Annotated in this window: 18 protein-coding genes; 9 read left to right on the plus strand and 9 right to left on the minus strand. The window is 30.8% G+C overall.

Features of this window, described 5'->3' with window-relative positions; genetic code table 11:
• The first annotated feature begins 88 nt into the window (after positions 1–88).
• From murC to CURI_RS11960, 4 genes are all read left to right on the plus strand, one after another.
• Positions 89–1,477, plus strand: coding sequence for a UDP-N-acetylmuramate--L-alanine ligase (gene murC, locus CURI_RS11945; RefSeq protein ID WP_014968518.1), 1,389 nt, complete (start codon positions 89–91; stop codon positions 1,475–1,477).
• A 438-nt stretch (positions 1,478–1,915) separates the two neighbouring features.
• The gene (locus CURI_RS11950) at positions 1,916–2,710 is read left to right on the plus strand and encodes an FAD binding domain-containing protein (RefSeq protein ID WP_014968519.1); all 795 of its coding nucleotides are present in this window, start codon (positions 1,916–1,918) and stop codon (positions 2,708–2,710) included.
• Entirely contained in the window at positions 2,710–3,162 is a 453-nt protein-coding gene (locus CURI_RS11955; RefSeq protein ID WP_014968520.1) for a (2Fe-2S)-binding protein, read from the plus strand. The genes CURI_RS11950 and CURI_RS11955 overlap by 1 nt, the downstream gene beginning before the upstream one ends.
• Positions 3,162–5,465, plus strand: a complete 2,304-nt coding sequence (locus CURI_RS11960) for a xanthine dehydrogenase family protein molybdopterin-binding subunit (protein ID WP_014968521.1) — start codon at positions 3,162–3,164, stop codon at positions 5,463–5,465. The genes CURI_RS11955 and CURI_RS11960 overlap by 1 nt, the downstream gene beginning before the upstream one ends.
• A gap of 107 nt (positions 5,466–5,572) precedes the next feature.
• Here the strand turns inward: CURI_RS11960 and CURI_RS11965 are convergent, their stop codons facing one another.
• The 7 genes from CURI_RS11965 to CURI_RS11995 form a co-directional block, all read right to left on the minus strand.
• Positions 5,573–6,532, minus strand: coding sequence for an LCP family protein (locus tag CURI_RS11965; protein ID WP_014968522.1), 960 nt, complete (start codon positions 6,530–6,532; stop codon positions 5,573–5,575).
• A gap of 444 nt (positions 6,533–6,976) precedes the next feature.
• Entirely contained in the window at positions 6,977–7,939 is a 963-nt protein-coding gene (locus CURI_RS11970) for an LCP family protein (RefSeq protein ID WP_014968523.1), read from the minus strand.
• Positions 7,940–8,064: 125 nt separating this feature from the next.
• Positions 8,065–9,021 carry an acetyl-CoA carboxylase carboxyltransferase subunit alpha gene (locus CURI_RS11975; RefSeq protein ID WP_014968524.1) on the minus strand — a complete coding sequence of 319 codons (957 nt, stop codon included), beginning with the start codon at positions 9,019–9,021 and terminating at the stop codon, positions 8,065–8,067.
• Positions 9,014–9,964, minus strand: a complete 951-nt coding sequence (gene accD / locus CURI_RS11980) for an acetyl-CoA carboxylase, carboxyltransferase subunit beta (RefSeq protein ID WP_014968525.1) — start codon at positions 9,962–9,964, stop codon at positions 9,014–9,016. The genes CURI_RS11975 and accD overlap by 8 nt, the downstream gene beginning before the upstream one ends.
• Before the next feature lie 24 nt (positions 9,965–9,988).
• A complete protein-coding gene (locus CURI_RS11985) occupies positions 9,989–11,335 on the minus strand; it encodes an acetyl-CoA carboxylase biotin carboxylase subunit (RefSeq protein ID WP_014968526.1) in 1,347 nt (448 codons plus the stop codon).
• A gap of 4 nt (positions 11,336–11,339) precedes the next feature.
• Positions 11,340–11,831 carry an acetyl-CoA carboxylase biotin carboxyl carrier protein gene (accB, locus tag CURI_RS11990; protein WP_014968527.1) on the minus strand — a complete coding sequence of 164 codons (492 nt, stop codon included), beginning with the start codon at positions 11,829–11,831 and terminating at the stop codon, positions 11,340–11,342.
• A 265-nt stretch (positions 11,832–12,096) separates the two neighbouring features.
• Positions 12,097–12,870: an ATP-binding protein gene (locus CURI_RS11995; RefSeq protein WP_014968528.1), complete on the minus strand. Its 774-nt coding sequence runs from the start codon at positions 12,868–12,870 to the stop codon at positions 12,097–12,099.
• A 358-nt stretch (positions 12,871–13,228) separates the two neighbouring features.
• On the opposite strand from CURI_RS11995, the gene CURI_RS12000 reads away from it, so the two are divergent.
• A complete protein-coding gene (locus tag CURI_RS12000) occupies positions 13,229–13,663 on the plus strand; it encodes a C-GCAxxG-C-C family protein (RefSeq protein ID WP_014968529.1) in 435 nt (144 codons plus the stop codon).
• A 171-nt stretch (positions 13,664–13,834) separates the two neighbouring features.
• A complete protein-coding gene (locus CURI_RS12005) occupies positions 13,835–14,035 on the plus strand; it encodes a hypothetical protein (protein ID WP_014968530.1) in 201 nt (66 codons plus the stop codon).
• Between the two features lie 111 nt (positions 14,036–14,146).
• On the opposite strand, the gene CURI_RS12010 is transcribed toward CURI_RS12005, so the two are convergent.
• Together CURI_RS12010 and CURI_RS12015 are read right to left on the minus strand one after the other, a co-directional pair.
• Positions 14,147–14,953 (minus strand): metallophosphoesterase, encoded by an 807-nt coding sequence (locus CURI_RS12010; RefSeq protein WP_014968531.1) that lies wholly within the window; start codon positions 14,951–14,953, stop codon positions 14,147–14,149.
• Between the two features lie 25 nt (positions 14,954–14,978).
• On the minus strand, positions 14,979–16,118 hold the full coding sequence (locus CURI_RS12015) for a PP2C family protein-serine/threonine phosphatase (protein WP_014968532.1): 1,140 nt from the start codon (positions 16,116–16,118) through the stop codon (positions 14,979–14,981).
• A gap of 426 nt (positions 16,119–16,544) precedes the next feature.
• Between CURI_RS12015 and hcp the strand changes: the two genes are divergently transcribed.
• The 3 genes from hcp to tyrS all read left to right on the plus strand — a co-directional run bounded on the left by hcp (position 16,545) and on the right by tyrS (position 20,572).
• Complete coding sequence (gene hcp / locus CURI_RS12020) at positions 16,545–18,188, plus strand: hydroxylamine reductase (RefSeq protein ID WP_041702132.1); 1,644 nt, start codon at positions 16,545–16,547, stop codon at positions 18,186–18,188.
• Between the two features lie 354 nt (positions 18,189–18,542).
• Complete coding sequence (locus tag CURI_RS12025; protein WP_014968534.1) at positions 18,543–18,917, plus strand: class II SORL domain-containing protein; 375 nt, start codon at positions 18,543–18,545, stop codon at positions 18,915–18,917.
• Between the two features lie 401 nt (positions 18,918–19,318).
• Positions 19,319–20,572, plus strand: coding sequence for a tyrosine--tRNA ligase (gene tyrS, locus CURI_RS12030; RefSeq protein WP_041701815.1), 1,254 nt, complete (start codon positions 19,319–19,321; stop codon positions 20,570–20,572).
• Positions 20,573–20,608: the final 36 nt, after the last annotated feature.

Genomic DNA, 20,608 nt, shown 5'->3' on the forward strand with positions numbered 1-20,608 from the left:
ATATAATCTTCACTGTATTGATTAGAACTTTATAATACATTATTGATATAGATAAAAAACTTTGCTAATTTCTTGGAGGTAATTAAATATGATTTCGTTTGATATAAATAAAGACAGCTTTTCTCGTGTTCACTTCATAGGTATAGGTGGAATAAGCATGAGTGCCTTAGCTGAAATTCTGATTAAAGAAGGATTTGAAGTTTCTGGTTCTGACTCAAAAGACTCCCCTATCATTAACAAACTAAGAGACAAAGGTGCTACTATATACATAGGTCATGAATCTAATAATATAAAAGACGGCTTAGACTTGGTTGTATTTACTGATGCTATAAGTAAAGATAACCCAGAATATTTAGAAGCCTTAAATAAAAAAATTCTTACTGTAGATAGAGGTAACTTCTTAGGACAGCTTATGAAAAAATATAAAGATTCTATAGCTGTATCTGGTACTCATGGTAAAACTACCACAACTGGCATGTTATCTACTATATTACATTCTTCTCACCTTGATCCTACTATATTATTAGGTGGAGAACTTGACTGTATAAATGGAAACGTTAGAATAGGTAAGGATAATTTAATCTTAACTGAAGCCTGTGAATATAAAGGAAATATATTAAAGTTCCACTCTACTATTGGAGTTATTCTAAACGTTGAGGCTGATCATTTAGATTATTATAACAGTATTGATGAAATAATAGACACTTTTAGTGGATTTGTTAAATTAATTCCTAGAGATGGTCATGTAATTATCAATAATGATGATGAAAATGCAATAAAGTCTGTAAGTGATGCTGTATGTAACGTAGTAACTTTCGGTATAGACAAAGATAGTACTTACAAAGCTAATAATGTATCTTTTGATCAAAGTGGTCATTCTTATTTTTCACTAACTATAGACAACAATGAGTCATATGATGTTGTTTTAAGTGTAACAGGTATTCATAATGTTTATAATTCTCTAGGTGCTATAGCAGCTGCTCATATTTCTGGTCTAGATATTAAGGAAGTTATTGAAAAAATAAAAGATTATAAAGGCACTCATAGAAGACTTGAATACAAGGGATACTTTGATGGCGTAAGAGTAATAGACGACTATGCACATCATCCAACTGAAATTATGGCTACACTAAAAGCTGTTCGTAATCTTGAATTTAAGAAAACTTGGTGTATTTTCCAACCACACACATATACTCGAACTAAGTCACTTTTGAATGAATTTAGCGATGCTTTCTTCGATGCCGATAAGGTTATTATAGCTAATATATATGCAGCTCGCGAAAAAGATAATGGTGAAATACACTCTAAAGATTTAGTTAAAATGTTAAAAGAAAAAAATGTAGATGCATATCATTTTGATACATTTGATGAAATTGTTGAGTTTATTAGTAAAAATGTGTCTGAAGGTGATCTGGTACTTACTATGGGTGCCGGAGATGTATATAAAATTGGAGAAATTCTACTAGATAGAAATTAACTTCATAACGATATAATTTTAAGAACACTCTTTTCTAATTTGAATTGTTAATCAATTCTTTTAAAAAAGGGTGTTTTTTATTTATAAAAATACATTTTACCACTATATTCTTTAGAAATAATAACTTTTTAAAGAATATAGTGGTATAAAATCTATATACGGGGTAAAGTTTAATTCTTTAAAAAAATTGTATATTGATAGTTAATTTGGTATAATTGAGTTTCAAAACATTTCTACACATTTCCTTGTAGTTTTTTGTAAAACTTACGTATAAAAGGGCTTTGTGTGAGTGTTTTTTATTTTATCAGTGCTAATACATTGAACCATTTTTCTCCTACACTAAAGTAACTTATATAATATTTAATGTTTTATCGTTCCTTCGGGAATAGTTTGTTTGAAACTAGACAATAGCAAATTCAAAAAGGGGAGTGATGCTTAGTGTCGTTTATTACTATTGGGGAATATAAAAAGCCTAAAAATGCTAAAGAGGCGTACGATCTTTTAACATCTAAAAAAAATTCATTATTAATAGGTGGTGGAACATATATCCATCTTGGTTCAAGACATGTAAGTTTAGCTATTGATTTATCCGATGCAGATATGGAATACATAAGGGAAACAGATACTACAATCGAGATTGGTGCTATGACCACTTTTAGGGAAATTGAAACAAATCAAATCTTAAGTAAATACTTTGATAATCTATTATCTCATTCAGTTAAGAACATTATAGGTGTTCAGTTTAGAAATATGGTAACTGTAGGAGCTACTGTTTTTTCTAAATATGGATTTTCAGATTTCATTACGGCTCTTAGAGTTTTAGATACTAAGGTTGTGCTCTATAATGCTGGTGAAATGACTATTGATGAGTTTATTGATTCTGGTAGAAAAAAAGATCTTCTTGAAAAAATTATAATAAAAAAGGAAAATCTAAGAGCTTCTTTTCAAATGATGAGAAACTCTATGGCAGACTATGCAATTCTTAATGCTGCAGTTTCTAAAGGAGACACTGGCTTTAAAATAGTCGTAGGCGCTAGACCTGGGATTGCAGTATTTGCTAACAAAGCAATGGAATATATAAATTCTAATGAGATTAGTGAAGAAACAGTATCTAAGGCATCCCAAATTGCTTCTGAGGAACTTGCATTTGGAACTAATGGCCTAGGTTCAAAAGAATACAGAACTCATCTTGCTTCTGCACTTGTAAAATCTGCACTACTGGAGGTAATATGATGCAAATAAAAATTAATGTAAACGGAGAAAATAAAACTGTCGAAATCAAGCCTCATGAATATATTTTAGACACATTAAGGGGTTTAGGGTACTATAGTGTAAGACGTGGCTGTGATACTACTTCATGTGGTTTATGTACTATTTTAGTAGACAAAAAACCTATACTTTCATGCTCAACTTTTGCGGCTAAGTGTGATGGTCATAGTATAACAACCGTAGAAGGTACTGGTGATGAGGGAAAAAGATTAGCTAAGTATATAGTTGAAGAAGGTGTAGATCAGTGTGGATACTGTAGTCCAGGATTTATTCTTACTGTTCTATCAATGAAGGATGAACTTACAAATCCAACAGATGATGAAATAAAGCATTATTTAAATAATAATCTTTGTAGATGCACAGGATATGAAGGACAACTAAGAGCAATTAGAAAGTTTCTAAAGGAGGCGCAATAATGAAAGAAGTAACTAGAAGTATTCCAAAAGTTGATGGTATGGGACTTATTCTTGGAAAACCTGTATATACAGATGACTTAGCTCCTAGAGATTCTCTTATTGTAAAAATACTAAGAAGTCCTCACGCATTTGCAAAAATAAAGTCTGTTAATAAAGAAACAGCACTGAAAGTACCTGGTATAGAATGTATATTAACTTATGAGGATATGCCAAAGACTAGATTTACAAGAGCAGCACAAGCCTATCCTGAAACATCACCACAAGATACTCTTATTTTAGATCAGTATGTTAGATATGTTGGAGATGATGTTGCCATAATAGCTGCAACAAGTGAAGAATCAGCAAAAAAAGCAATGAAACTTATTAAAGTTGATTATGAAATTCTTGAACCTCTACTTGACATTGAAGAATCTGAAGGAAGTCATATAATGGTACACCCTGAGGATGATACTATATGTCTTGTAGATTCTGTTGAGTATGACCGTGAAAATAACATTGTTTGTAGACATGCCTTTGATTATGGTAATCTTGATAAGGCTCTAAGCGAAAGTGATCTTGTTGTTGAAAGAACATACTACACTCAGGCAGCTCATCAAGGATTCATGGAAACGTACAGAAGTGCATCTTATTTAGACCATTATGGCAGACTTGTTGTAATAAGTTCAACTCAAGTACCTTTCCATGCTAGACGCTCTCTTTCTAAGGCATTAGGCATTCCTTTAGGTAAAATAAGAGTAATAAAGCCAAGAGTTGGTGGAGGATACGGTGGAAAACAATCTGTAGTTACAGAGTATTATCCAGCGTTAGTTACTCTTAAAACAGGAAAACCTGCAAAGCTTGTTTTAACAAGACAAGAAACATTTGAAGCTGGACTTCCAAGAGTTCCTATGAGAATCGATGTTACAGTAGGAGCTAATAATGATGGTAGAATAACTGCTATTGATCTCAATGCAATCGGTGGCTCTGGTGGATATGGTCAACACTCTAACTCTATATTGTTTGCAACAGCAATTAAAGTAGTTAATCTCTACAACAAAGTAGATGCAGCAAAATGTAGATGTACTGGAGTTTATACAAATACGGTTCCAACAGGGGCTTTTAGAGGATTTGGGGCTACTCAAGGAACTTTTGCACTTGAGAGTACAATAAACGAGATTGCCGATATGTTAGATATTGATCCTACTGAAATTCGTAAAAAGAATATGGTTAATCAAGGTGAGACTGTAATTAGGTTTGATTGTAAAGGCATTAAAAATACAGGTCCAATTGAAGTTAGAGAAAGTTGTGGCCTTAAATATTGTATTCAAAGAGGTAAGGAATTAATAGGTTGGGACGAAAACTTCCCAGGAGAACAGATTGCACCTAACAAATTCCGTGGATTTGGAATGGCTATATCTAAGCAGGGATCTGGAGTACCTTTTCAAGATATGGCATCAGCTTCTATAAAATTTGTTGAAGATGGTTCTTTCATATTACTAGTTGGAGCTGCCGATATAGGTCAAGGTAGTGATACTGTGTTATCTCAAATATGTGCTGAAACATTAGGGGTTAAAGTAGATAGTATATCTATAGTGTCTTCAGATACAGATACTACACCATTTGACAGTGGAGCCTATGCATCAAGTACGACTTATGTAACAGGTAATGCAGTAAAGCAAACAGCGGAAAAAATGAAAGATATGATATTTGAAGAAGCTGCGAGAATTCTTAATGTCTCAAAATCTTCTATTAGATTTGATGGCAAAAATATAACTGTTTGTGCTAGCACTGCCAGTATGACTCTGGAAGAACTCGGAAAATCGCTTACATATGCTCAAAAAGAACTAATTGCAAGTGATTCGTATTTATGCCGTACTTCTCCAGCACCATATTTAGCTGCATTTGCAGAAGTAGAAGTTAACACTGATACAGGAAAGGTCTTTGTTAACAACTTTATAACTGTTATTGATATTGGAACTCCTATAAATCCTGCTCTTGCTAAAGTACAAGTTGAAAGTGGTATTATGCACGGAATAGGTATGGCTTTACATGAGGAAGTTAGAATGAGCAAGCAAGGTAAAATGCAAACCAATACATTCATGACATATAAAATTCCTACAAGAGAGGATGTTGGTAATATAATTGTTGAGTTTGATAATAGTTATGAACCTTCAGGACCATATGGAGCAAAATCAGTTGGAGAAATTGGAATAAATACCTCAGCACCTGCAATACGAGAAGCTATATATAACGCTATAGGTATTAGACTAAACACCTTACCTATGACACCTGAGAAAGTACTTATGGCTCTTAAAAATAGATAACTTTTCAATCTTAAACAACTAAATTCATATATAAAGTTTAAATATATTTTCAATTTAAAAATAGCCAAAACTTATAGATAAATCTACAAGCTTTGGCTATTTATTTTTTATTCTTTATTTATATCATTTGTTTCGTCTACTTCACCTACACCATAAAGTTGCTTAATAAGTTTTTCAGTTTCCTCTGGGTCATGAATAACATATGATAGTTCAGTCCTACCGTAGGTTCTGTATTCAGCTAGACCTGGTAAAGTTGTAGCATTTATGTCTTCACTATCTATTCCTATTACTTTACTTCCATAAGATAGTCCATCAGATAAACTTACATCTGTTTCTATATACTTAAATCCTGTCTTTATAATGCTAGGTAGTTTTAAACCTATTGCTTTTTTAAAAAATGCCGTCATAAATTGTTGTTGAGCCTTTACTCTTCCTAAGTCACCATCTAGATATCCCGTACCATCATTATTCTCCCTAAACCTCAAAAATTCCATAGCTTTTTTTCCATTTAGTTTTTGTCTGCCTTTAGATATACGAATCTTTAACGGTGGTTTATCACGAGGATCATCATATTCCATATTGATAGGTACATCTACTTCTACACCACCCACTAAGTCAACTATCCTTTCTACTCCTTTATAATCTATTATTCCATAATGATGTATGGGAACTTTTTCTCCTATTATATCTTGTACTCCATCTATAAGTTCTTCTACACCTTGACTGCTATATATAGCATTTATCTTTCTGTCAGCTGCTCCATTATATCCTTCTCTATGATAGTAAGTATCCCTAGGAATAGATATTACATCTATCTTTTTATTTTCTGTATCAAGGCTACAAAACATTATTGTATCTGTCATACCTTGATTTACTCCTAGTAGTATTCCATTTACTCTTTTGCTTTCTAATATGGCTCTTTCAAAAGGATCTTTATCGCTTAAATCTGGATCTTGTGTTATGCTTGGTTCTGCATCAAAGATCTTAAAGTATGCAGTTATTCCGCCTATAGCAAATAGAGATAAACATACTAAAGAAAATAAAAAAGTTCTTAAAAACCTATTCATGTACCTTTACCTTCCTTTTCCACATTTTATGAAAACCCTGTTGATTTATGTAATTATATCACTCTAAATATGTCTTTTCAATTACTTTTCAAGAAAATAGTGTAAATTAAAAGATACATTTTTAGTGCTAATCATACAAAGTTCCACATAGAATAGTTAAAACCGATGTAAAATAAACTTTTAAAACTTTAAAATGAAAAATATCATGTTATAAAGAATAGTGTATAAAGAACAATTAGACTATAGAGATTGGATAGAATATCCTACTGATCAGCACTGGACTATAAATAACAAACAGTTTATGTATTGCTGGAGTATTTATCCCAAAGTTAACATTTGTATTTAGTATGAATTAGCATGGTAAGTAAGAAGAAAATCTTTTTTCAGCCATAAAAAACCTCTTATTATAGTTTTTATTCTATAATAAGAGGCGTTTTTTGTTTTTTATATATCATCATCTTCAGTCTGTGTTTCATCTACTTCACTTACACCATAAAGTTGCTTGATAAGTTTTTCAGTTTCATCTGGATCATGAATAAAGTATGATGTTGATCCTATATATCTTGGTTCTCCTGGTAAAGTCGTAGCATTCATATCCTCACTACCTATTCCTATTACTTTACTTCCATAAGATAGTCCATCAGATATATTTACATCAGTTTCTATATATTTAAATCCTGTCTTTATAATATTAGGTAATTTTAATCCTATTGCCTTTTTTAAAAATGCCGTCATAAATTGTTGTTGAGCCTTCACTCTACCTAAATCCATGTCTGGATATCCTGTCTTATCATTATTCTGTCTAAACCTCAAAAATTCCATAGCTTTTTTACCATCTAGTACTTGTCTACCTTTAGATATACGTATTCTTAGTGGTGGTTTATCATAAGGATCATCATATCTCATATTTATAGGTACGTCTACTTCTACACCACCTACCAAGTCAACTATCTTTTCTACTCCTTTATAGTCTATTATTCCATAATGATGTATAGGCACTTTATCGCCTAGTAAATTTTGTACTCCACCTAAAACTGCATCTATCCCTTGACTACTATAAGCTGCATTTATCTTCTTGTCGGCTGCCCCGTTATATCCTTTTCTATGATAAAAAGTATCTCTAGGAATAGATATTATGTCCATCTTTTTATTTTCAGTATCAAGACTACAAAACATTATTGTATCTGTCATACCTTCATTTACTCCTAGTAGTATTCCATTTACTCTTTTGCTTTCTAATATGGCTCTTTCAAAAGGATCTTTATCGCTTAAATCTAGCTTGTCCACTTGATCTTGTGGTATGGTTACTTCTGAATCAAATATCTTAAAGTATGCAGTTATTCCACCTATAGCAAATAGAGAGAAACATACTAAAGAAAATAAAAAAGTTCTTAAAAACCTACTCATGTACTTTTACCTTCCTCTTCTGTAGTCTTTATTTTATTTTATTTTTTATTATGATTATACCATTATACACATTTCTTTTCAATTCGTCATTAAAAAAAGAAAGATGATTTCTGGTAATTCAGAAATCATCTTTCTTCAAACTCTCCTATGCTTCTTATCTTCTCATATCTTTTCGTTAAAAGTTGCTCTATATCTTGGTTTGTTAACTCAGATATAGATTCTAGAATATAATCTTTAATATTTTTTGACATAAGCTCAACATCTCTATGTGCTCCACCTGATGGTTCTTTTATAATATCATCTATTATCTTCAGTCTTAATAAATCTTCCGATGTGAGTTTCATAACTTCCGATGCGTCTTTAGCAAGATTTGAGTCTTTCCAAAGAATGCTTGCAAGTCCCTCTGGTGATATAACTGAGTATATAGAATGCTCTAGCATAGCAACTTTATCTCCTACTCCTAATGCTAGTGCTCCACCACTACCACCTTCACCTATAATTATAGCTATAACTGGAACCTTAAGCTTACTCATTTCTAAAAGATTAGTAGCTATTGCTTCTCCTTGACCTCTTTCTTCTGCTCCTATTCCACAATAAGCACCAGATGTGTTTATTAGTGTAATTATAGGTCTTTTAAACTTCTCCGCTTGCTTCATAAGTCTTAATGCTTTTCTATACCCTTCTGGATGTGGCATTCCAAAGTTTCTCTTTATATTTTCTTTAGTGTCATTTCCTTTTTGATGACCTATAACAGTTACAGGCATACCTTCTAGTAGTCCTACTCCTCCAACTATAGAAAGATCGTCAGCAAAAAGTCTATCTCCATGAAATTCTATGAAGTCATCTAGTATATATTCAATATACTGTAAAGTAGTAGGTCTATCTTGATATCTTGCAATTTTAACTTTTTGCCATGGAGATAAGTTCTCATATACATTCTTTTTCATATCTTTAACTTTATTTCTTAGTATTTCTATCTCTCCAGATAAATCAACATCACTTTCTTTTGCAAAAGTCTCTATCTCTCTTATCTTATCTTCAAGTTCAACTATAGGTTTTTCAAAATCAAGGGAATTACTCATGCTTTTCACCCCCATTGTGGATATATAATATTTTACCTAAAGTATCTTTTAAATCTTTTCTATGAACTATTTTATCTATAAATCCTTTTTCCTGAACAAATTCTGCTTTCTGGAACTCTTCTGGAAGTGTTTGCTTTATAGTTTGTTCAATAACTCTACGACCTGCAAATCCTATTTGTGCACCTGGCTCTGCTAGTATAATATCCCCTAGCATAGCAAAGCTAGCAGTTACTCCTCCTGTTGTAGGATCAGTAAGTACTGATATATATAACAGCCCTTCATCTGAAAGTTTTCCAAGTGCAGCAGAAGTTTTTGCCATTTGCATAAGCGATATTATTGCTTCCTGCATTCTTGCTCCACCTGACGCACAGAATATAATAACTGGTAACTTCTTCTCTAAAGCTCTCTCAACAGCCCTAGTAATTTTTTCACCAACGGCAGATCCCATACTTGCCATCATAAAATTAGAATCCATTACGCATATAACACATGGATTGCCATTAATTTTTCCTTCACCAGTAACTACTGCTTCCTTTAAACCTGATTGTTCTTCAGCTTTTTTTATTTTCTCTTCATATTCTGGAAAGCCTAAAGGATTCTTAGATCTTAAATTTTCATCATACTCAATAAATGTTCCTTCATCTATAGTTATAGCTATTCTTTCTCTACTATTTATTCTTAAATGTAAGTCACATTTAGTACAAGTGTTTTTGTTTTCTTCTACATCTTTTCTTAAAAGAACTTCTCCACACTTTTTGCACTTTATCCATATATTGTCATCTACTTCTATCTCTGTTTTTTCTTTTTTTATAGTATTATTAAGTTCTATTTTTTCATCTTTATTTTCAATCATATCCTTATTTACAACACTGTTTGAAACTTTTCCATTATCGTAAATCGGTATAGTTGCATATTTCTTTTTCTGGAACCAGTCTTTGAACACTACTGCTTCACCCTTTCAATTCATTTACTTTTTTAGTACTTCTTTTTCAATAAAAGAAGTATCTACTTTATTCTTTATGAATCCCTTGTTACTAAGTATCTCTCTTTGAAAATCTATATTGGTATTAATACCTGTTATTATAAGTTCATCTAATGCTCTTTTCATTCTACCTATAGCTTCTTCTCTGTCATTTCCCCATACTATAAGTTTCCCTATCATAGAGTCATAAGTTGGTGGAATAACATATCCACTATATATATGACTATCCATTCTAACACCATAACCACCTGGTATAAATATATCCTCTATTTCTCCTGGTGATGGCATAAAGTTCTTAGAAGGATCTTCTGCATTAATTCTGCATTCTATAGCATGACCATTTATCTTTATATCATCTTGCTTTAACTTAAGTTTTTTTCCACATGCTACTCTTATCTGTTCTTTTATAAGATCTACTCCTGTTATAGCTTCTGTAATAGGATGTTCAACTTGTATTCTTGTGTTCATTTCTATGAAGTAAAAGTTATTATATTTATCTAACAAGAACTCTATGGTTCCTGCATTTATATATGATACAGCTCTCGCTGCTTTAAGAGCAGCCTCACCCATTTCTTTTCTCAATTTATCACTTATAATATCACAAGGTGCTTCCTCTAGTACTTTTTGGTTTCTCCTTTGTAGTGAACAGTCTCTTTCCCCTAAATGAATTACATTTCCATGTTCATCTGCAAGTATTTGAAATTCTATATGTCTAGGCTCTTCTATAAATTTTTCTATATACATAGAGTCATCATTAAACGCTACAGAAGATTCTGATTTAGCCATATTGAAGTATTCTTCAAACTTATCTTCATCATAGACTATTCTCATTCCTCTTCCGCCACCACCGCTTGAAGCCTTAACCATTACCGGAAATCCTATTTCTTTGGCTATCTTTAATGCTTCTTTAGAGTCTGTGGTAGATTCTTCAGATCCAGGAACTACTGGTACCCCTGCATCAATCATTGTTTTTCTTGCTTGTGATTTGTTTCCCATCTTATTTATATGATCCGCATTTGGACCTATAAATTTAATACCGTGCATTTCACACACTTCTACTAATTTTGTATTCTCGGATAAAAAACCATACCCTGGATGTATTGCTTCTGCTCCTGTTACAAGTGCAGCACTTATAATGTTTTTTATATCTAAATAACTTTTTGAAGAATTCGCTGGACCTATGCATATAGATTCATCAGCCATATGTACATGTAATGAATCTTTATCTATTTCAGAATACACTGAAACTGTCTTTATCCCTAACTCTTTACAAGCTCTTATTATTCTTAACGCTATTTCTCCCCTATTTGCAATAAGTATCTTTTTAAACATACAATTACCTCCTAATTATCATAAGTGGCTGATTGTATTCTACTATATCTTCGTTTTCAACTAATATTTCAAATATCTCTCCCGATATTTCACTTTCTATTTGATTCATTATTTTCATAGCTTCTATTATACAAAGAGTTTGACCTTCTTTTACTCGATCTCCTATCTTAACAAAGTTATCTGCATCTGGACTTGGTGATGAATAGAATGTTCCTACTATAGGTGATTTTACTACAAACATGTCTTTATAGTCTTCCGTATTTTCTTGTGGTACCTCATTTAATTCTATAGTTTCTTTTTGTACTGGAACTGTCCCCTGTATTTTAACTGTTTCTTCTATTGCATTAGGTTGAGCATAAACTACTTCACTATTAGACTTTTCTACTTTAATATTTTTAGATATGCTTATTTTAAAACCATTATTTTCTATATCGACTTTTTCTATACTCGTTTTATCCATAGTCAATATTAAATCTTTTATATCTTTAATCTCCAATTTAATTCCTCCTAAAGAAACCTAATTTTCATATTAATCATTTAGTACCTACTACTAATAGTTGTTACCATTGTAACATATCATATTGCATATTTGCAATTAGAAATAACGTAGATTGATGTCGATTAGAGACTTATGTGCTACAAATTTTTCACTATATAGCTAAATTTAAAATCAAAAAAGGGTCATAGTATTTATCTCTATGACCCTTTTTTGTGATTTTAAGCCTTGCTAAAATGTATTTCGATATATTCTTTTATCTCTATTAATGATCCTCTCTCTGACCACTTCTAGCTATTCTAACTTTATTTAATCTTATATCTTTCCCAGAGTTTTTTATTGCTGTTTCTGCTGCTATTACTATTCCAGTACAACATGGTACCTCCATATGCGCTACTGTAACTTCCTTTATATCATTATTTTTTATCATATTTGTAAGCTTTTCAGTATAGAAAGCTATATCATCAAATTTAGGACATCCAATTACTACTGAATTTCCTTTTAGTAAGTCTAAATGAAAGTTAGGGTATGCAACTGGAACACAGTCAGCAGCTATTAAGAGACCTCTTCCACTTAAATAAGGTGCGTCCTCTGCAACTATTTTTAACTGAACCGGCCATTGAGTAAGCTGTGATTTTATTTTGATTTCTATGTCTCCCGAGGATATAAGTGTACCTTCATCATCGTTATCATCTCTATTTATAATCATGGACTTGCTACCTGGACATCTGCCTCCATGTCCTAGCTTACCATTATGACTTCCCTGGCAAGGCGTTGTAGAGTTAGCTTCTTTCTTTAAGTTCGCTAAATGATCTTCCACTGCTTCCTCGTCAAACTCATCAGCTTCTCTTTCTATTATTTTTAGTGCATCTTGTGGACAGTGACCTAAGCAGGCCCCTATACCATCACAAAGATTATCAGATATTAATTTAGCTTTTCCATCTATTATTTTCATTGCTCCTTCTGCACAATTAAGAATACATAATCCGCATCCGTCACATTTTTCTTCATCTATCTCAATTATTTGTCTTATTGCCATAAGATCACTCCTTATATTTTCTTTCAACTTGCTGTAACCTCATTATAGCAGTTTCATACAGATATTTATGTGAATTAAAGCAAAAATAAGTGTGACATTAGTCACAAAATTATTTATTGTAGAAAATTATAATATAATATCTAAAATAAAAGAAAATAATTTATTCTATTTTATAATTTTTGACTACTCAATCTATACAGTTAAAGTTTTTCATATTTTATATACCTGTAGTAAATCATATATCTTCTTAAGGTAATATTTTCTTCGTTATAATCCTTTTATAAATATATTAATTTGCAATATGTTTATAAAATAATTAAAATTAAATATATGATGAAAAAGAAAGGGGCTTTTTAATATGGAAGAAAAAGTAGATATTTCTGAAATTGCTCTAAATTATTTTAGGGAGGGTTTTTCTTGCAGCGAGGCTACATTAAGAGCTGCTAATGACTACTATGATATGGGACTTAGTAGTGAAACTTTAAAAATTGCTACAACCTTTGGCGCTGGATTTGGTGGTTCAAAATGTAGTTGTGGTACTGTTACTGGTGGAGAAATAGTCCTTGGGACTTTATTTGGAAGAACTTCTTCTGATCAAAGCGCAAAAAAAGCTTTTGAAACGTCAAAAAAATTACATGATAAATTTAAAAAATCTTTTGGACATATATGTTGTAGAATTTTAATTAAAAACTATGATTGGGCTTCATCAGAACGTAAATCATATTGTGAAAAATTTGTTGCTGGTGGAAGTGAAATTATTAAATCTATAATAGATGAGGAAAATAAAAAGTAAATTCTCAGTGAAAAAATCATCACATTGGGTATAATATATATATATTCTTAATATAGTGAGGTGATTTTTGTGAGTATAGTTATAGATGATGATGTTAAATTAAACTTAAAATTCAGAAGAAAGAATATAATCACAATAGATTACGGAATTTTAAGTAGCTGTTGAAGCATCATGCCAGAAATATTTACAAGGCTTAAGAATCCGGTGGATTCTAGCAGGTTTGAAAAATATGCAAAAGATGATTTAACTATATATATAAATAAAGAACTTGATATGGAAGATGAAGTTAGGATAAAGTTTCCTAAATACGCATCTGACTTACCTGAAAAAGAATTTGAAGTGCTAGGAGTTAAACTTCCAACTCTAGCTTAAAATAAAAAGCTAGGATTTTATCCTAGCTTTTTATTTTAATAAATGTAAGGCTATTCTTTAAAGATTAATCTATTTTAAAACTAGATTTAAGTATTGTTACTATATTAAATATTATTTTCCTTCAATCTCTATATAACTTATTTGGATTCTGTTGAAAAGTCTTATAGGCTTAAAACTATTTCCAAGGCCACTATCTAAATATAGTTTTCCATCTTCTAGTTCATATAAGCCCTTACTATACTTTGGAAAAAATCCTCCCTCTGGAGAAATTATAGCTCCTATTATAGGAAATCTAACTTGACCCCCATGAATATGACCTGCTAAAGTCAAATCGCTATTTAAACCACTATACTGTAGTGCTTTTTGTGGAGAATGTGATAATAGTATAGTAAATAAACTTTTATCTATATCATTAAAAACTTCTGTGTTCTGATTGTTACCTTTGTAGTAAGGTATACCACATAAATTTATGTTAACACCATTTATATTTAAAAGTTCGTATTTATAATCAAAATTAATAATTCCCAGCCTACTGATTTCTTCTATGAACTCTTCTCCATTTTCATTTCTTTTTTCATGGTTTCCACTTACAAAGTATATTTTAGGATTTATTTTTTTCATATTTTTCAGAAGAAATATAGTATTATCAAAATTTTTAGTTTTATGGTCTATTATATCTCCAGTTAATACTATTATATCTGGATTTAGTTTTTCTATATCTTTTAAAAGTTTCTTTTTATTTATTAAATCATTATCATGATAATCTGATATTTGAACTATTTTTATTTTCTTTTCCTTTGGTAGCTTTGCTTCTTCTATTCTTACATGGTTTATTTTAAACATACTGATTTGATAATAAATATATATAAATACAAGTATCAATGATATTATTATTAGTTTTAAACCTTTTCTTACCAACTCGCACCTCTTCGAAAATTTAGTCTTATTCTAATATCTCTATTTTTAATATTGCGAGGTCATCTTCCAGCTCTTTATATGAATACTTAGTTATTTCATCTTCTATAGCCTTCAGTAGCCCTTTAGTATGTTTTTTTGCTATTTCTGTAAGCCTATCTATTCCAAACAATTCTCCAATTTCATTTTTGCATTCTAGTATTCCATCTGTAAAGAACAATATATTATCGTCTTTATTTAGTTTAACATCATATTCCTCATAACTAACTTCTTCAAAAAGATAAGTTATAGGATATCCTGTTGCTTCTAAAAATATTATATCCTTTTCTTCATCTTCATTTTTTCTAATTATTATAGGTATACCATTATGTCCACCGTTAGAATATTTTATAGTATTCTTTTTTGTGTTTATAACACCATAGAATATAGTAAAGTAATTTTCATCATCTAAGTTTAAATCAAAAAAGCTTTTATGAAGTCTGCTAATAGTTTCTGAAGGCGAAAGTGTTTCACTCATTATATTTTCCATAGTTTGTCTTATAAACATAGTCATTATAGATGCTGTAACCCCATGACCAACAACATCACTTATATATACTCCTACATGATCTTCATCTATAATCTGAATATCAAATATATCTCCACTTAGCATTTCTGATGGTTTATACATATAGTCTATTCCTAAAGATCGCATTTTCCCTTTTTCAGGTAGTATCTTTTCTTGTATTTTTTTTGCGAAATCAATATCTCTACTCATTTTTTCATTCTTGCTTATTAGTTCTCTCTCTAATGTTCTTTCTCTAGTTACATCTCTAAAAACTTCAACAACTGCGTAGATATCACCATTTAAATCTCTTACAGGAGAACTTTTAACAGAAAAAATGCTATCCCCTATTCGCTCTTCTTTTTCTACTGCTTCTCCAGTAATTCTAGTGGCATCTGCTATGCATCTTATGCAAGGGCAAGACTTACCGAATATCAAATGGCATTTATTCCCGACGAGACTAACTTCTGTAGCATTTTGCATAGACTTATTAGTAAAAATTATTATTCCATCTTGATCTATTACTCTAACCCAGTCTACCATTCCATCTAATATGTCATAAGTCAGCCTCTTATGCTGCTTTATTTTTTCTTCTAAAGTTAATGCTCCACTTTGAGATAACATAATTTCCCCCTCTTAAATACTTTTCTAAATAGTTCTACTCCTTTATCAAATTTAATTCAATCATATCATCATTATTGTATTTAATTGTTATGCAATCCTACTATTTATGTGACTTATATCCCCAATTTACTATATTGTAATTATAACATATCACCCAATATTTTTCCTCCCTTTTTATATTTCAGGTGACTTATTCTATGTGATATAAATCACATATACGTTTGATACTGGTCACAGTAATTTATCTTTATTATCTATATCATGTATATATAATCAAAAGTTAAGTAAATGAGTCAAACTACTGTATCAGCAAAGTTTAAAAACATTAACTTAAATATGGAGGTAAGTGTAATGGGTATTATTTCTGATATTAAAAATAAACTTTTTAATAATTCTAAAGATATTAATAAAGGGAGGAATTTAGATATGGGTATGTTTTGTTTTCAATGTCAAGAAGCTGCTAAAGGAACTGGTTGTACTGTAAAAGGTGTTTGTGGTAAAACATCTGACGTAGCCAACTTACAAGACTTATTAGTATACACACTAAAAGGTATATCTTTATATAATTTAGAAGCTAGAAAATTAGGTTTAGATACTACAGATACTGATAGATTTATAATGGAAAGTCTATTTACTACTATAACTAATGCAAACTTTGATAGATCTGCTTTTATAGCAAGAGTAAAAAATGCATTAGAATTACGTAATGAAGTAAAAGAAAGTGTAAAAAAATCTGGTGGAAATGTCAACTTTGATCATGATGCTGCTAACTGGTTTGCAGACTCTGAAGAAGCTTTTGATGAAAAAGCTAAAGTTGTAGGTGTTCTATCTACAGAAAATGAAGACGTAAGATCTTTAAGAGAGTTAATTATATATGGTATTAAAGGTATGGCAGCCTACGCAGAACATGCTAGTAACCTTAAGTATGAGAGTAAAGATATATTTGCATTTATAGATAAAGCACTAGTATCTACTCTAGATGATTCGCTATCAGCTGATGAACTAGTTGCTCTTACTTTAGAAACTGGTAAATATGGTGTAGATGTTATGGCTCTACTTGATAAAGCTAATACTGAAACTTATGGAAACCCTGAGATAACTAAAGTAAACATTGGAGTTAGAAATAATCCAGCTATACTAATATCTGGTCATGATTTAAGAGATATGGAAAGATTATTAGAACAAACAGAAGGAACTGGAGTAGATGTATATACTCACAGTGAAATGCTACCAGCTAACTATTATCCAGCTTTCAAAAAATATAGTCACTTTGTTGGTAACTACGGTAATGCATGGTGGAAACAAGATAAAGAATTTGAAACTTTTAATGGACCAATACTATTTACAACAAACTGTATCGTTCCGCCAAGAAATGAGGCTTTAAGAAATAGAATATTTACTACTGGAGCATCAGGCTATCCAGGATGTACTCATATTTCAGCAGATGAAAATGGAAATAAGGATTTCTCACCTGTTATCGAAATGGCTAAAAAATGTCCAGCACCAACTGAAATTGAAAAAGGTGAAATTGTAGGAGGTTTTGCTCACAATACTGTTCTAAGTTTAGCTGATACAGTAGTAGAAGCTGTTAAGTCTGGAGCTATTAAAAGATTCTTTGTAATGGCTGGTTGTGATGGAAGAATGAAATCTAGAGACTATTATACTGAATTTGCACAACAACTTCCAAAAGACACTGTTATATTAACTGCAGGATGTGCTAAATATAAATACAATAAACTTGATTTAGGAGACATAGGTGGTATTCCTAGAGTATTAGACGCTGGTCAATGTAATGACTCATACTCATTAGCAGTTATTGCTCTTAAATTAAAAGAAGTATTTGAATTAAATGATATAAATGAACTTCCTATTTCATATAATATTGCATGGTATGAGCAAAAAGCTGTAATAGTTTTACTTGCATTATTACACTTAGGAGTTAAAAATATTCACTTAGGGCCTACTCTACCAGCATTCCTTTCACCAAATGTTGCTAATGTACTTGTAAATACATTTGGTATTGGTGGAATAACTAATGTTGAAGATGATTTAAAAATGTTCTTAGCTTAAGCACATAAGTAGAATATTTGACTTTGTATTAATTGTTTAACCAATGATCAAAGAAAATGAAATCTCCAAACTTTTTCCTTTGATCACCCCCCTTATTCTAAAGGAGTTGTCTCTTAAAGACAGCTCCTTTTTTAATTTATAGTAATTCTATCTGAATTATATTAATATTTTTAAAATTAATGTTTTAATTTTAAAAATATGAGTATATATATTACAAGAGTTGAATTTATCCACTATATCATAATAAATATTTATTATGTTCTATAAGTGAATCATACTTATATTTATGGATAAAATATCATAATAAATGCAGTGTTAATAAAATATTTATTTAAACTATAAGGAGGTATTTTTATGAGTTTAGGCAATTTATTACAAAGTGGAGACTGGAAAGGTGAAAAGCACGTTCCAGCTATATTATCAGTAGATAGTGTTAAACTAGGTGAAAGTGTTGAAGTAAAAGTTCATATCGGTGAAGAGATTCCTCATCCTAATACATTTGAACATTATATATCATGGATTAAAGTTTTTTATCAACCAAAAGATCATAAATTTCCTATTGAAATAGGAAGCTACAACTTCTCAGCTCATGGAGAAAGTGATATATTCACAGAACCATTAGTTGTTACATCTTTTAAACCAAGCAAGTGTGGAAAAATATATGCTTTAAGTTACTGCAATATTCACGGTCTATGGGAAGATAGTAAAGACCTAGTTGTAGAAGCATAATTTATAGTTACTTATTAGTTTAGTTAAAGGGATGGCTTTATAGCTGTCTCTTTTTTAATTAATAATAAAATTTATTCTTAAATCAAATTTTATGTATAATTTTTATACTATATTGACAAATTATTTTTAATATACTATGATAGTTCTTAAATATTAAACAAGTAAATATCTTTACTATGAAAGATTTAGTAGTAGTTTTATGGTTACAACTTAGAGAGTAGACTGGCTGGTGAAAAGTCTATAGCACATAAATCTATGAATTATGACTCTTGAGTTTCAATATGAAAATATTGCGTCTGATCCACGTTATAGGACTGTTAAAGGCATTTTTTATGCGAATTAAGGTGGTACCACGGGTTTTTCTCGTCCTTTTATGGACTTGAAAAGCCTTTTTTTATTTAATGAAATTGAAAGGAGTAATTACTGTGAGTACAAATGTATTTGATATTTTAAATGAAAGAGGATATATAAAGCAAACTACTCATGAAAATGAGATAAGAGAATTGTTAGGAAAAGAAAGTGTAACTTTTTATATAGGTTTTGACCCTACTGCTGATAGCTTACATGTAGGACACTTTATTGCTATGATGTTTATGTCTCATATGCAAAAAGCTGGTCATAGACCTATCGCTCTTGTTGGTGGCGGAACTGGTATGATTGGTGATCCTAGTGGTAGAACAGATATGAGAAACATGCTTACTCATGAAGATATAGATCATAATGTAAATTGTATAAAAAAACAAATGGAAAAATTTATCGACTTTACAGACGATAAAGCAATATTAGTTAATAACGCTGATTGGTTACTTGACCTTAACTATGTAGACTTTTTAAGAGAAATTGGTGTACATTTCTCTGTTAATAGAATGCTTTCAGCCGAATGTTTTAAACAAAGATATGAAAGAGGGCTATCTTTCTTTGAATTTAACTATATGTTAATGCAAGGATATGACTTTTATGTTCTTAATAAAAAATACAACTGTAAAATGCAACTTGGTGGAGATGATCAGTGGTCTAATATGATTGCTGGTATGGAACTTATAAGACGTAAAGAAGGAAAAAGCGCATATGCTATGACTTGTACACTGCTTACAAATAGTGAGGGTACTAAGATGGGTAAAACTGCAAAAGGTGCACTATGGTTAGATCCAGAAAAAACATCTCCTTATGAATTCTATCAATACTGGAGAAATGTTGACGATGCAGATGTTGAACAATGCTTAAGATTATTAACTTTCGTTCCTATGGATGAGGTAAAAAGATTATCTGATTTAAAAGATGCTGAAATAAATCAAGCTAAAGAAGTATTAGCTTTTGAAGTAACTAAACTTATCCATGGTGAAGAAGAAGCTACTAAGGCTCAAGAAGCTGCTAGAGCACTTTTTAGTGGTGGTGGTAGTCTAGAGTCTATGCCTATGACTGAACTTAGTAGATCTAAATTCGAAGATGGAATTGGTATTCTATCTCTTCTAACAGAACTTGGTCTTACTAAATCTAATGGGGAAGCTAGAAGATTAGTTCAACAAAATGGAATATCTATAAATGATGAGATTGTTTCTGATCCTACTAAGTCAATATCACTATCTGACTTTACAGATGATTCTCTAATGATAAGAAAAGGTAAAAAGATTTATCATCTAGTTAAGTTAATATAATTTTATGAAAGTTATTATCCTTAGAAAGTAGTATGT

It is taken from the genome of Gottschalkia acidurici 9a, from assembly GCF_000299355.1.
Lineage (GTDB): Bacteria > Bacillota > Clostridia > Tissierellales > Gottschalkiaceae > Gottschalkia > Gottschalkia acidurici.

Excerpts from the sequence above, each read along its gene's own strand:
- hcp (WP_041702132.1), top strand. The coding sequence starts at position 16,545 with ATGGGTATGTTTTGTTTTCAATGTCAAGAAGCTGCTAAAGGAACTGGT.
- CURI_RS11985 (WP_014968526.1), bottom strand. The coding sequence starts at position 11,335 with ATGTTTAAAAAGATACTTATTGCAAATAGGGGAGAAATAGCGTTAAGA.
- CURI_RS12015 (WP_014968532.1), bottom strand. The coding sequence starts at position 16,118 with ATGTTATCTCAAAGTGGAGCATTAACTTTAGAAGAAAAAATAAAGCAG.
- CURI_RS11970 (WP_014968523.1), bottom strand. The coding sequence starts at position 7,939 with ATGAGTAGGTTTTTAAGAACTTTTTTATTTTCTTTAGTATGTTTCTCT.
- murC (WP_014968518.1), top strand. The coding sequence starts at position 89 with ATGATTTCGTTTGATATAAATAAAGACAGCTTTTCTCGTGTTCACTTC.
- CURI_RS11960 (WP_014968521.1), top strand. The coding sequence starts at position 3,162 with ATGAAAGAAGTAACTAGAAGTATTCCAAAAGTTGATGGTATGGGACTT.
- CURI_RS12005 (WP_014968530.1), top strand. The coding sequence starts at position 13,835 with ATGCCAGAAATATTTACAAGGCTTAAGAATCCGGTGGATTCTAGCAGG.
- CURI_RS12000 (WP_014968529.1), top strand. The coding sequence starts at position 13,229 with ATGGAAGAAAAAGTAGATATTTCTGAAATTGCTCTAAATTATTTTAGG.
- CURI_RS11955 (WP_014968520.1), top strand. The coding sequence starts at position 2,710 with ATGCAAATAAAAATTAATGTAAACGGAGAAAATAAAACTGTCGAAATC.
- CURI_RS11975 (WP_014968524.1), bottom strand. The coding sequence starts at position 9,021 with ATGAGTAATTCCCTTGATTTTGAAAAACCTATAGTTGAACTTGAAGAT.
- CURI_RS12025 (WP_014968534.1), top strand. The coding sequence starts at position 18,543 with ATGAGTTTAGGCAATTTATTACAAAGTGGAGACTGGAAAGGTGAAAAG.
- tyrS (WP_041701815.1), top strand. The coding sequence starts at position 19,319 with ATGAAATTGAAAGGAGTAATTACTGTGAGTACAAATGTATTTGATATT.
- CURI_RS11965 (WP_014968522.1), bottom strand. The coding sequence starts at position 6,532 with ATGAATAGGTTTTTAAGAACTTTTTTATTTTCTTTAGTATGTTTATCT.
- CURI_RS11995 (WP_014968528.1), bottom strand. The coding sequence starts at position 12,870 with ATGGCAATAAGACAAATAATTGAGATAGATGAAGAAAAATGTGACGGA.